This is a genomic window from Streptomyces roseolus (assembly GCF_014649855.1).
Classification (GTDB): domain Bacteria; phylum Actinomycetota; class Actinomycetes; order Streptomycetales; family Streptomycetaceae; genus Streptomyces; species Streptomyces roseolus.
Map to the genome: position 1 here is coordinate 1 of NZ_BMTV01000026.1, position 12,260 is coordinate 12,260.

Consider the following 12,260-nt stretch of genomic DNA (forward strand, 5'->3'; position numbering starts at 1 on the left):
AGACGGTCCTCGATGACCGCGTGACGGTACTCGTGCACCGCCGAACCCAGCTCGGCACCGTCCCGCACCCTCACCACGACGGCGCGGCCGGAAAGAGTGCCGAAATCGACACCGACCGTGCACGCCTCGGGGTGGTGGCGAACCGTGGGGCCGGGAGGAACGTGTGAGCTCACGATGCGGTCTCTCTCGTCGGGAGCGGGAGTCAGGGGGAGCACCCAAATTGTTAACGCTCACAATTGAGTTGAACAAGAGTTGGGTGCGGTTCTGTCGAACATCGGGCAGGAAACGCGGGTTTCCAAGTGAGCGCTCACTCGTCCCCCGAGGCAGGTCGGCGGACCGGGACCGGCCCGTGGAGGGGCGGGGGGCGGTGAGAGGCGGGGCGGCGACCGGGGGCGCGCGGCACGGGACGGACCTCCGTACGGCGGCCCGCGGGCCCGCGCCTCCGGAGGCCGTACGGGTCGGGGCGGGCGCCCGTCACCGGCCGTACGGCTTCCGGCGAACCCGTCACCGGTCGACGGGCACGCCCCGACGCCCGCCGGCCCGCCGGGGCCGGGGCGCGGCGGCGTGAACCGGCGCCGCCGTCAGGCCTCGTGCGGCGGGCGCGTGCTCGCCCGCATGATGAGCTGCGGTTCGACCAGGAGGTGCTCGGTCTTCGTGGCGCGCCCCTCGATGTGGTCCACCAGGAGTCCGATGCTCCGGCGCCCGATGGCGGCGAAGTCCTGCCGGACCGTCGTCAGCGGCGGGGGGAAGTACTCGGCCTCGGGGATGTCGTCGAAGCCGGCGACGGCGACCTGGGCGGGGGTGCGGATCCCGCCCTCGCGCAGTGCCCGCAGGACGCCGAGCGCCATCTGGTCGTTGGCGACGAAGACGGCGGTGACCGGGGTCGCCCCGCGGCGGGCCATGGCGAGTCCCGCGAGCTCCTGCCCGGCCCGGTACCCGGACAGGGGGCTCCAGTCGCCCGTGAGGACGCGCGGCGGACGGATGCCGTTCTCCTCCAGGACGGCACGCCAGCCCGCGGTGCGGGCCTCGCTCTCCAGCCAGTCGCCGGGACCCGCCACGTGCCAGACGTTCGCGTGGCCGGCGGCGAGCAGGTGCTCGGTGACCATGCGGGCGCCGAGTTCCTGGTCGAGGGAGACGCCGGGCAGGTCGAGCTGGTGGCCGCCCTCCACGGTGACCACGGGGAAGGGCGCGTCCAGTTCGGCGAGGGCCTGCACGTGCGAGCGCTGCGGGGTGATGGCGACGACGCCTTCGACGCCCCAGGCCGCGAGGTGGTCGATGGCGTCCCTGAGCCCTTGTCCGCCTCCGCTGCGCAGGCTGACGGCCGAGACGAGGTAGCCCTCCTCCCGTGCCGCCTCCTCCAGGCCGGTCAGGGTGCTGGCGGGGCCGTACAGGGCGGTGTTGACGGCGATGACGCCGAGCGTCCTGGTGCGGCGCGTCACCAGGGCGCGCGCGGCGGAGTTGCGGCGGTAGCCGAGCCGCTCGATGGCCACGGTGACCTGTTCCCGGGTGGCCGCGCGCACGTTGGGGTGGCCGCTCAGCACCCGGGAGACGGTCTGGTGGGAGACCCCCGCCTCCCGTGCGACGTCGGCCATCGTCGGCGGGCGGACGTCTTCCGCGGGGTGCGCCACGTTCGCTCCCTTCTCGGTGCTCACGGCTGTGTATCGATACGGGAAAAACCTTAGCGCCTCTTGTATCACGCCTTTGTGAGCGCTAACAATCTAGCTCGACCGGGGCGCCGACGCCCCGGCCACCCAGCCGGAACGGTGCCGTCCCGGTGGTGCGTGGACCGCGCTGCCGTCGAGGCCGTTCCCGGTCGGAGCCGCTCTCGACGACGGGATGGGTACGCCCATGAAGAAGTTCCGATCCGCATCCGCTCTCCTGGCCGTGGCCACCGGCTGCGCCCTGCTGCTGACCGCCTGCGGGCAGTCCGGCGAGGGCGGCAGCCAGGAGGCGAAGGACGAGAAGGACCGCACCATCGGCATCGCCATGCCGACCAAGTCCTCCGAGCGGTGGATCGCTGACGGCCGCAACATGACGGAGAGCCTGAAGAAGGCCGGCTTCGCCACGACCCTGCAGTACGGCGAGGACGACCCAGACCAGCAGGTCGCCCAGATCGAGAACATGATCACCCAGGGGGTCGACGCCCTGGTCGTCGCCGCCATCAACGGCGAGGCCCTGTCCAACGTCCTGCAGCAGGCCGCGGACGCCGACATCCCGGTGATCTCCTACGACCGGCTCATCCTGGGCTCTCCCCACATCGACTACTACGCCTCCTTCGACAACGAGAAGGTCGGCGAGCTCCAGGCCACGTACATCGTCGAGAAGCTGGGGCTGAAGTCCGGCGCCAAGAAGGGCCCGTTCAACATCGAGCTGTTCGCCGGCTCCAACGACGACAACAACACCAAGTACTTCTTCAACGGCGCCATGAAGGTGCTCAAGCCCTACCTCGACAAGAAGCAGCTGGTCGTGCGCTCCGGGCAGACCCAGCTCAACCAGGTCACCACCCTGCGCTGGGACGGCGGGACGGCACAGAAGCGCATGGACGACCTGCTGACCTCCGCGTACTCCTCGGCCCGGGTCGACGCCGTCCTCTCCCCGTACGACGGCATCTCCATCGGGATCCTGTCCGCCCTGAAGTCCGACGACTACGGGAGCGCCGCCAAGCCGCTGCCGGTCGTCACCGGCCAGGACGCGGAGGTCGCCTCCGTGAAGTCGATCATCGCGGGCGAGCAGACGCAGACCGTCTACAAGGACACGCGCGCCCTCGCGAAGGTCGCCTCGGACATGGTGGCCGCCGTCCTCGACGGCAAGAAGCCCGAGGTCAACGACGACACCAGCTACGACAACGGCAAGAAGGTGGTCCCGGCCTACCTGCTCGACCCGGTCAGCGTCGACAAGTCGAACTACCGGGAGGTCCTGGTCGACTCCGGCTACATCGACGCCGGGGCGCTGAAGTGACCGCCCTCCTCCAGATGCGGTCCATCGTCAAGACCTTCCCCGGCGTCCGGGCCCTCTCCGAGGTGACCCTGACCGTGGAGCGCGGCGAGGTGCACGCCCTGTGCGGGGAGAACGGGGCCGGGAAGTCGACCCTCATGAAGGTCCTGTCCGGCGTCCACCCGCACGGGACGTACGAGGGCGAGATCCTCTTCGACGGCGAGCCGTGCCGCTTCAGGGACATCAGGGCCAGCGAGCGCCGCGGCATCGTCATCATCCACCAGGAGCTCGCGCTCGTCCCCCACCTGTCGATCGCCGAGAACATCTTCCTCGGCAACGAACCGTCCCGGCGCGGGATCGTCGACTGGCACCGGGTGCTGCGCCGGGCGTCCGAACTGCTCGGGCGGGTCGGGCTCGACGAGCACCCCGAGACCCGGGTCGGCGACATCGGGGTCGGGAAGCAACAGCTCGTGGAGATCGCCAAGGCGCTGGCGAAGGACGTGCGCCTGCTGATCCTCGACGAGCCCACCGCGGCCCTCAACGACGACGACAGCGCGAAGCTGCTGCGACTGATGCGGGAACTGAAGGACCAGGGCATCACCTCGATCCTCATCTCGCACAAGCTGAACGAGATCGCCAGGATCGCCGACTCCGTCACGATCCTGCGGGACGGGCGCTCCATCGAGACCCTCGACGTCAGGGATCCGGCCACCACCGAGGAACGCATCATCCGCGGCATGGTGGGGCGGGACCTCGACAGCCGCTTCCCCGACCGCACGCCGTACGGGGGCCCGGCCGACGCGGACCCCGTCCTGGAGATCCGGGACTGGACCGTGCGTCACCCGCTCGACCGCGGCCGCAAGGTCGTCGACGGCGTCTCGCTCCGGGTGCGCCGCGGGGAGATCGTCGGCGTCGCGGGACTCATGGGGGCCGGCCGGACCGAACTCGCCATGAGCGTCTTCGGCCGCTCCTACGGCCGGTACGAGCGGGGCACCGTGCTCAAGGACGGCCGCGAGGTGCGGACGCGCACCGTGCCCGAGGCGGTCACCCACGGCATCGCGTACGTCACCGAGGACCGCAAGCACTACGGCCTCGACCTCGGGGACTCCGTGAGCCGGAACATCTCCCTCGCGTCCCTCGGCGCCCTCGCCCGCCGCGGCGTCGTCGACGGGCACGAGGAGCGCAGGGTGGCCGAACGCTACCGGCGGACCATGAACATCAAGACCCCGAACGTCCTCGAACCGGTCGGCCGCCTCTCCGGCGGCAACCAGCAGAAGGTCGTCCTCAGCAAGTGGATCCTCGCCGGACCGGACGTCCTCATCCTCGACGAGCCCACCCGCGGGGTCGACGTCGGAGCCAAGTACGAGATCTACACCGTGATCGACCGGCTCGCCGCCGAGGGCAAGGCGATCCTCCTCATCTCCTCCGAACTGCCCGAACTGCTCGGCATGTGCGACCGCGTCTACACCATGGCCGCCGGGCGGCTGACCGGCGAGGTCGCCCGCGCGGACGCCACCCAGGAAGTGCTGATGCGGCACATGACGCAGGACTCCCCCGCACCGGCGGCGGTCACCGCAGACCCCGCCCCCAGTGAAGGACACCAGGCATGAGCACCGAAGCCGGCACGAAGACGACCTCCCCCGCGCCCCCGGGCAGCGGGTCCCCGTCCACCGGGACACCGGTGCTCCGGGTGCTCCTCGACGGCGTCCGGCGGAACATGCGCCAGTACGGCATGCTCTTCGCGCTCGGCCTGATCGTGCTGCTGTTCCAGATCTGGACGGGCGGCGACCTCCTGCTGCCGCGCAACGTGTCCAACCTCGTCCTGCAGAACAGCTACATCCTCGTCCTGGCCATCGGCATGATGATCGTCATCGTCTCCGGGCACATCGACCTGTCGGTCGGCTCGCTGATGGCCCTGGTGGGAGGCGTCGGGGCGGTGCTGATGGTCGAGCACCACGTCTCCTGGCCGGTCGCGGTGCTCCTCACCCTGCTCCTCGGGGCGGTCGCCGGCGCGTTGCAGGGCTTCTTCATCGCGTACGTCGGCATACCGTCGTTCATCGTCACCCTCGCCGGCATGCTGCTGTTCCGCGGGCTCACCGAGATCTTCCTCAAGGGGCAGACGCTCGGCCCGTTCCCGGACGGACTGCAGAAGGTCGCCAACGGCTTCCTGCCGGAGGTCGGGCCGCGGACCGACTACCACAACCTGACGCTGCTCCTCGGCCTGGGGCTGATCTCCTACGTGGTCTTCCAGGAGGTGCGGGACCGTCGCCGCCGGCGGGAGTTCGCCCTGGAGACGCTCCCGGCGGGCCTGTTCGCGCTGAAGGTGACGGCGCTGGTCGCCGCGGTCCTGGTCACCACCCTGCTCCTGGCCAGCTACAAGGGCGCGCCCGTCGTCCTCCTCGTCCTGGCCGTCCTGCTGGTCGGCTTCGGGTACGTGATGCGCAACGCGGTGATCGGCCGCCACGTGTACGCGATCGGCGGGAACCTGCCCGCCGCGAAGCTGTCCGGGGTCAAGGACAGGAAGGTGACCTTCGCGGTCTTCCTCAACATGGGGATGCTCGCGGCGCTCGCCGGCCTCGTCTTCGCGGCGCGCTTCAACGCGGCCTCGCCGAAGGCGGGCGTGAACTTCGAACTGGAGGCCATCGCCGCCGCGTTCATCGGCGGGGCGTCGATGAGCGGGGGCGTCGGGACCGTCCTCGGGGCCATCATCGGCGGCCTGGTCCTCGGCGTGCTGAACAACGGCATGAACCTCGTCGGTGTGGGCACCGACTGGCAGCAGGTCATCAAGGGCCTGGTGCTGCTCGCGGCGGTCGGCTTCGACGTGTGGAACAAGCGGAGGGCGGGCGCCTGACGTCGCTCCTGACACGGCTGTGCCCGCCGGCGGGGTGCCGGCGGGCACAGCCGTGTCCGTGCGCGGTCAGTCGCGGGTGGTGAACCGCAGGACCGTCCTCGACGTGTACCGCTCGCCCGGCCGCAGCACCGTGGACGGGTCACCGGGGCGGTTCGGGGAGTCGGGGAAGTGCTGGGTCTCCAGCGCGATGCCGGCCCCCGCCCGGTAGGGCGTACCGCTCTTGCCGAGGACCGAGCCGTCGAACTGCCCCGCGGTGTAGACCTGGAGGCCCGGCTCCGTGGTCAGCACCTCCATGCGGCGGCCGGTGGCCGGCGCGTACAGGACGGCGGCGCGGCGCGGCGTCGTGTCGCCGGGCGGGCTCAGGACGAAGTTGTGGTCGTACCCGCCGTCCGCGCCGGGGCGGGCCAGGGCGTCGGCGATCCGGAGCGGCCGGCGCAGGTCGAACGCGGTGCCGGTGACGGGAAGGTGGTCCCCGCGGGGGATGAGGTCCCCGTCGACCGGGGTGTAGTGGGAGGCGTCGACGGTCAGTTCGTGGCCGAGGACGTCGCCGGCGCCCTCGCCGTCGAGGTTGAAGTAGGCGTGGTTGGTCAGGTTGACCGGGGTGGGGGCGTCGGTGACGGCCGTGTAGGAGAAGGCGAGTTCGCCGTCGCGGCCGACGAGACAGCTGACGGTGGCCTCCAGGTTCCCCGGGAAGCCCTGGTCGCCGTCCGGGCTGCGGAGGCGCAGGAGCACGCCGGTCCACTCCGGGGTGTGGACGCTCTCGGCTTCCCACAGGCGGGTGTCGAAACCGTCGGTGCCGCCGTGCAGACAGTGGCCGTTCTCCTGCGTGGTCAGCCGGTGGGGCGTCCCGTCCAGGGAGAAGCGGCCGTGGGCGATGCGGTTGGCGTAGCGGCCGACGGTGGCGCCGAAGTACCGGGCGGTGGTGGCCGTGTGGCGCGGGTCGAGGGGTGCGAGGACGACGTCGGCCGGAGTGCCGTGCCGGTCCGGCGCCCACAGCCCGTGGAGGCAGGCGCCGAGGGTGTGCACCTCCGCCGTGAGTCCGCCGGGGAAGCCGAAGGTCCATCGGTGGCCGGCGTACGGGTCGGGTCGGCGGACCGGAGGGGCACCGGTGATCGGGGGCGGCGGGGCTGGGTTCATGGAGGTTCCTTGTTCGCGGGAGGGCGCGGCCGGAAAGGGGGCGGGGAGGACCCCGCCCCCGCGTGGCCCGGACCTATTCGGCCTGGCGGGATCCGCCGAAGAGGCGCTGGAGGAGGATGAAGACGAACAGCAGGCCGCCGATGACGATGCGGGTCCACCAGGAACTGAGCGTGCCCTGGAAGCTGATGACGGTCTGGATCAGGCCGAGGACGGTCACGCCGAGCGCGGTGCCCAGGACGAATCCGGAGCCACCGGTCAGCAGCGTCCCGCCGATCACGGCGGCGGCGATGGCGTCGAGTTCCATGCCGACGGCGTGCAGGGCGTAGCCGGAGAGCATGTAGAAGGTCAGCAGCAGACCGCCGAGGGCGGAGCACAGGCCGCTCACGGCGTACACCGCGACCTTGGTGCGCCCGACGGGCAGGCCCATGAGGCGGGCGGAGGACTCGCTGCCGCCCAGGGCGTAGACGGTGCGGCCGAAGCGGGTGTGGTGGAGGACGACGAAGGCGGCCGCCAGCACGACCAGGGCGATGACCACGGCGGGCGAGACGAACAGTCCGCCGGGCAGGAGCACCCGGGTCTGGGCGATCCGGGTGGTCGTCGGGTCGGTGATCGAGATGGACTCGGTGCTGATCATGTAGCAGAGGCCGCGGGCGAGGAACATGCCCGCGAGGGTGACGATGAAGGGCTGGATCTCGAAGGTGTGGATCACCCAGCCCATGAGGGCGCCGCCGCCCGCTCCCACCAGCAGCACCAGCGGTACCGCCAGGGCGAGCGGCAGGCCGTTCTGTTCGACCAGCCAGGCCGTCAGCATGGTCGACAGGGCCACCATGGAGCCGACCGACAGGTCGATTCCGCCGGTGAGGAGGACGAAGGTCATGCCGATCGCGACGACGAGCAGGAAGCCGTTGTCGATCAGGACGTTGAGCAGGACCTGCGCGGAGAAGAAGCCTTCGTACTGTACGGAGCCGATCGAGAACATCGCGACCAGCAGGGTGGCCGTCACCATGAGCGGCAGGCGGGCGGCGTGCCGTGCCGAGAAGCGGTGGAGCGGCTTGGTGAGGAGGGTGCTCACGGGTGGACCTCCTGCCGACGGGCCGTCAGGTCGCCCGCGCCGGCGGCGGGTTCCGGGGCGGCCGTCCGGCGACGGCGTGAGAGTCGCGCGCGGAACACGGGCGACTGGACGAGGCACACGACGATGACGACGAGGGCCTTGAAGACGAGGGTGGTCTCCGGCGGCACGCCGAGGGTGTAGATGGTGGTCGAGAGGGTCTGGATGACGAGCGCGCCGAGGACCGTCCCGCCGAGGGAGAAGCGGCCGCCCGTGAGGGCGGTCCCGCCGATGACCACGGCCAGGATCGCGTCCAGCTCGATCCACAGGCCCGCGTTGTTGCCGTCGGCGCTGGACACGTTGGAGCTGATCATGAGGCCGGCGACCGCGGCGCAGACGGCGCTGAGGACGTAGACCGTGACGAGGAGGCCGGCCGCCCGGATGCCGACGAGCCGGCTCGCGACCGGGTTGCCGCCCACCGATTCGATGAGCATGCCGAGTGCGGTCCGACGGGTGACGAGGGAGGTGACGGCGACGAGGGCCGCGGCGAGCAGGACGGCGAAGGGGAGGGTGAGCCAGTAGCCGCCGCCGATCATCTTGTAGGCGGCGCTGGAGACGCTGATGATCTGGCCGTCGGTGATCAGCTGGGCCACGCCGCGCCCGGCGACCATGAGGACCAGCGTGGCGACGATGGGCTGGACGCCGAGGCGGGCGACGAGGAGGCCGTTGAGGAGGCCGATCGCGGCGGCCACGCCGACCGCCAGCGCGATCGCCGTCGTCAGCGTGGACAGGCTTCCGGGGTCCTCGGCGGTGGCGATGTGCTCGCACGCGAGGGCGCCGGCGATGGCGACCGTCGAGCCGACCGAGAGGTCGATGCCCCGGGTGGCGATGACGAGCGTCATGCCGAGGGAGACCAGGATCAGCGGGGCGCCGAACTGGAGGATGTCGATCAGGCTGCCGTACAGGTGTCCGTTCTGGACGCGGACGGCGAAGAAGTCGTGGGTGAGCGCGACGTTCCCCAGCAACAGGGTGGCCAGGACGGCGGCGGGCCAGAACAGGCGGTGCCCGGTCAGCCGCCGGGCTCCGGGCGCCCGGCCCGGGCGCGCCCCGGCGCCGGTGTCGTCAGGTGGTGTCATGAGGTGGCTCCGGTGGCGATGGCGCCCAGGATCCGGTCGGGCGTCAGGGTCGTGTCGTTGGGGAGGGTGGCGACGAGCCGGTGGTCGCGCAGGACGCCGACCCGGTGGCTCAGCCGCAGCACTTCCTCGAGTTCGGCGGAGATGAAGAGGACCGCCGTGCCCTCCGCGGCCAGGCGGCCGACGAGCCGCTGGATCTCCGTCTTGGCGCCGATGTCGATGCCCCGGGTGGGTTCGTCCAGGATCAGCAGCTCGGGGTCGGTGAGCAGCCACCGGGCGAGCAGCACCTTCTGCTGGTTGCCGCCGCTGAGGTTGCGGACCTGGGCCTCGGGGTCGGCCGGGCGGATGTCGAGGACCTCGGTCCACCGGGCGGCGATCTCGTCCTGCCGGGCGCGGGAGAGGGGCCTGGTCCATCCGCGTGCGGCCTGGAGGGCCAGGACGATGTTCTCGCGGACCGTGAGTTCGCCGATCAGGCCCTCTGCCTTGCGGTTCTCCGAACAGAAGGCGATCTTGTGGGCGATCGCGGTGCGCGGCGAGCGCAGGACGGCGCGTTCGCCGTGGATCCGCAGCTCGCCGCCGTCGGCGTGGTCGGCTCCGAAGAGCAGCCGGGCGGCCTCGGTCCGTCCGGATCCGAGGAGACCGGCGAGACCGATGACCTCGCCGCGGTGGATGTCCAGGTCGTACGGCTCGATGGAGCCGGCCCGGGTGAGCCCGCGGGCGCTGAGGAAGGGCGTTCCGGCGGTCTCGGGGGCGGCGGCGGTGCCCGGGCGGGAGGTCTCGGCGAGTTCGTCGAGGGTGCTCAGTTCGCTGCCGACCATGTGGTGGACCAGGGTGACGGGGGTCAGCTCGTCGATACGGTACTCGCCTTCGAGGCGTCCGTTGCGCAGGACGGTCACCCGGTCGCACAGGTCGAAGACCTGGTCGAGGAAGTGGGTGACGAAGAGGATCGCGACCCCCCGGTCCCGGAGGCGGCGCACCAGGGCGAAGAGCTGGGCGACCTCGTCGCGGTCGAGGCTGGAGGTGGGCTCGTCGAGGACGAGGACCTTCGCCTGGACGTCCACGGCGCGGACGATCGCGACGAGTTGCTGGACGGCGAGGGAGTGGGCGCTCAGCGGCATGCGGACGTCGAGGTCGAGTTCCAGCTCGGTGATGAGCCGTGCCGCGCGCCGGTGGAGGGCCTTCCAGTGGACGAGACCGAAGCGCCGGGGTTCCCGGCCGACGAGGATGTTCTCGGCGACCGAGAGGTTGGGGCAGAGGTTCACCTCCTGGTAGACCGTGCTGATTCCGGCGTGCTGCGCTTCCAGGGGCTGGGCGAACCGCCGGGGGCCGCCGTCGACGGAGACCGTTCCCGCGTCGGGCGGGTGGACGCCGGTGAGCACCTTGATGAGGGTGGACTTGCCGGCGCCGTTCTCTCCCATCAGCGCGTGGACCTCGCCGGGGAAGAGGCGCAGGTCCACGCCGTCGAGGGCGAGGACGCCGGGGAACGCCTTGCGGATGCCGCGGGCCTCCAGGACCGGCCGGCCGGCGGGGGTGGGTGTGCGGGGGGTGGGTGGGGCTGTCATCCGCCCTCCTCGTTCTGGGGGGCCGGGGGCGGCGCGAGGGCCGCCCCCGGTCCGGTGCGGGCGGTGGGTCAGTACTGGCGGCCGGGCAGGGCGGCCGCGGCCTGGTCCTGGGTGAAGACGCCCTCCTTGACCTCGACCCGTCGCGGGACGCTCTCCCCGGCCGCGACCTTCTTGGCGAGTTCCATGAGCTGGTCGCCGAGGAGCGGGTTGCACTCGACCACCACGTTGATCTTCTTCTCCTGCATGGCGACGAAGGCGTCCTTGATGCCGTCGACGGAGATCACCTTGATGTCGGTGCCCGGCTTCTTGCCCGCCTCCTCGATGGCCTGGATGGCGCCCAGGGCCATGTCGTCGTTGTGGGCGTACAGGACGTCGATGTCCTCGTGGGACTTGAGGAAGGCCTGCATGACCTCCTTGCCCTTGGCGCGGGTGAAGTCCCCGGTCTGGGAGGCGACGACCTTGAACTTGGGGTCGCCCTTGACGACTTCGGCGAAGCCCGCCTTGCGGTCGTTGGCGGGGGCGGAGCCGGTGGTGCCCTGGAGCTCGACGACGTTGACGGGGTCGGAGGTCCCCTCGTACTCCTTCACGAGCCACTTGCCGGCCTCCTGGCCCTCCTTGACGAAGTCGGAGCCGAGGAAGGTCTGGTAGAGCGAGGTGTCCTGCGAGTCGACCGCGCGGTCGGTGAGGATCACGGGGATGCCGGCGTTCTTGGCCTCCTTCAGGACGGTGTCCCAGCCGGATTCGACCACCGGCGAGAAGGCGATGACGTCCACCTTCTGCTGGATGAAGGTGCGGATCGCCTTGATCTGGTTCTCCTGCTTCTGCTGCGCGTCGGAGAACTTCAGCGTGATGCCGGCCTTCTCGGCCGCCTCGCGTACGGACTTGGTGTTGGCGGTGCGCCAGCCGCTCTCGGCTCCCACCTGGGCGAACCCGAGCACCAGCGTGCCGTCGGAGGAGCCCTTGCCGGTGCCGCCGGCGGTGCCGGTGGGTGCGGGCTCGGTGGTGCAGGCGGTCAGCGCACCAGCGGCCAGGGCGGCGGCGGCGATGACGCGGAGGGCTCTGTGGGCCATGTCGTGGTTCCTCTCGGGACGTGCGTCGTACGAGGCGGGCCCTCAAGGGGACGGGCCCGGCGAAGGGAGGGCTGCGCAGCGGTGGTCGAACCGGGCGGAGGCAGAACGAGTCGTCGGCTCCCGGCGACCGGTGGGTCGGCGAACGCGTGTCATTGTGAGCGCTAACAGTCATGCAACTCAAGGGTTCGTACGGCCGTTACCCGTTTTTGATACGGCGAAGTGGAGCAGCCCGCCGTGAACCAGAGCCAGGAAGTTGTGAGCGTTAACAGTGGCGGCTGAGGAGCAGCCCGCACCGAACCCCACGGAACGGCGCCCGCCGACACCCCACCGCGCTTCGTATCGTCGCGACACGATTTCGAACGGCATCCAGGATCCCGGACATCAGGAGTCGTTCTCCGCGCCCCCCGGCCCTCCCCGAGGCCGCCTCCGGGGTGAGCCGCCGGAGGCGGGCCGTCGTCCCCGACGTGCCCGGCGCAGACGCGCAGCCGGGCTTCGCCGGGACCCGGCTCCCGAGGCGGGTGCTTC

At 71.1% G+C, this 12,260-nt stretch carries 9 protein-coding genes and 1 pseudogene; 3 read left to right on the forward strand and 7 right to left on the reverse strand.

Annotated features, from left to right (window positions below; all coding sequences use genetic code 11):
- Positions 1–173: pseudogene (locus IE245_RS37290) on the reverse strand (ribulokinase); the annotation flags it as partial.
- A 408-nt stretch (positions 174–581) separates the two neighbouring features.
- The gene (locus tag IE245_RS27355; protein WP_189952451.1) at positions 582–1,628 is read right to left on the reverse strand and encodes a LacI family DNA-binding transcriptional regulator; all 1,047 of its coding nucleotides are present in this window, start codon (positions 1,626–1,628) and stop codon (positions 582–584) included.
- 220 nt (positions 1,629–1,848) lie between these two features.
- Between IE245_RS27355 and chvE the strand changes: the two genes are divergently transcribed.
- Genes chvE through mmsB form a run of 3 tightly spaced genes read left to right on the forward strand, consistent with a single transcriptional unit; the run spans position 1,849 to position 5,785 of the window.
- Positions 1,849–2,958 (forward strand): multiple monosaccharide ABC transporter substrate-binding protein, encoded by a 1,110-nt coding sequence (gene chvE, locus IE245_RS27360; RefSeq protein WP_189952254.1) that lies wholly within the window; start codon positions 1,849–1,851, stop codon positions 2,956–2,958.
- Positions 2,959–2,972: 14 nt separating this feature from the next.
- The gene (mmsA, locus tag IE245_RS27365; protein ID WP_189952452.1) at positions 2,973–4,544 is read left to right on the forward strand and encodes a multiple monosaccharide ABC transporter ATP-binding protein; all 1,572 of its coding nucleotides are present in this window, start codon (positions 2,973–2,975) and stop codon (positions 4,542–4,544) included.
- Positions 4,541–5,785 carry a multiple monosaccharide ABC transporter permease gene (gene mmsB, locus IE245_RS27370; protein ID WP_189952257.1) on the forward strand — a complete coding sequence of 415 codons (1,245 nt, stop codon included), beginning with the start codon at positions 4,541–4,543 and terminating at the stop codon, positions 5,783–5,785. Before mmsA ends, mmsB begins: the two co-directional genes overlap by 4 nt.
- A 66-nt stretch (positions 5,786–5,851) precedes the next feature.
- Here mmsB and IE245_RS27375 read toward each other — a convergent pair whose 3' ends face one another.
- From IE245_RS27375 to IE245_RS27395, 5 genes are all read right to left on the reverse strand, one after another.
- On the reverse strand, positions 5,852–6,922 hold the full coding sequence (locus tag IE245_RS27375) for an aldose epimerase family protein (protein ID WP_189952259.1): 1,071 nt from the start codon (positions 6,920–6,922) through the stop codon (positions 5,852–5,854).
- Between the two features lie 73 nt (positions 6,923–6,995).
- Positions 6,996–7,994, reverse strand: a complete 999-nt coding sequence (gene yjfF, locus IE245_RS27380; protein WP_189952261.1) for a galactofuranose ABC transporter, permease protein YjfF — start codon at positions 7,992–7,994, stop codon at positions 6,996–6,998.
- Complete coding sequence (locus IE245_RS27385) at positions 7,991–9,106, reverse strand: ABC transporter permease (RefSeq protein ID WP_189952263.1); 1,116 nt, start codon at positions 9,104–9,106, stop codon at positions 7,991–7,993. The genes yjfF and IE245_RS27385 overlap by 4 nt, the downstream gene beginning before the upstream one ends.
- Entirely contained in the window at positions 9,103–10,665 is a 1,563-nt protein-coding gene (locus IE245_RS27390; RefSeq protein WP_189952265.1) for a sugar ABC transporter ATP-binding protein, read from the reverse strand. Before IE245_RS27390 ends, IE245_RS27385 begins: the two co-directional genes overlap by 4 nt.
- Positions 10,666–10,733: 68 nt before the next feature.
- Complete coding sequence (locus tag IE245_RS27395) at positions 10,734–11,735, reverse strand: ABC transporter substrate-binding protein (protein WP_189952266.1); 1,002 nt, start codon at positions 11,733–11,735, stop codon at positions 10,734–10,736.
- Positions 11,736–12,260 lie beyond the last annotated feature (525 nt).

Bases quoted from the DNA above. Each gene is read 5' to 3' on its own strand.
- chvE (WP_189952254.1), top strand. From the start codon at position 1,849: ATGAAGAAGTTCCGATCCGCATCCGCTCTCCTGGCCGTGGCCACCGGC.
- mmsA (WP_189952452.1), top strand. From the start codon at position 2,973: ATGCGGTCCATCGTCAAGACCTTCCCCGGCGTCCGGGCCCTCTCCGAG.
- mmsB (WP_189952257.1), top strand. From the start codon at position 4,541: ATGAGCACCGAAGCCGGCACGAAGACGACCTCCCCCGCGCCCCCGGGC.
- IE245_RS27375 (WP_189952259.1), bottom strand. From the start codon at position 6,922: ATGAACCCAGCCCCGCCGCCCCCGATCACCGGTGCCCCTCCGGTCCGC.
- IE245_RS27385 (WP_189952263.1), bottom strand. From the start codon at position 9,106: ATGACACCACCTGACGACACCGGCGCCGGGGCGCGCCCGGGCCGGGCG.
- IE245_RS27390 (WP_189952265.1), bottom strand. From the start codon at position 10,665: ATGACAGCCCCACCCACCCCCCGCACACCCACCCCCGCCGGCCGGCCG.
- IE245_RS27395 (WP_189952266.1), bottom strand. From the start codon at position 11,735: ATGGCCCACAGAGCCCTCCGCGTCATCGCCGCCGCCGCCCTGGCCGCT.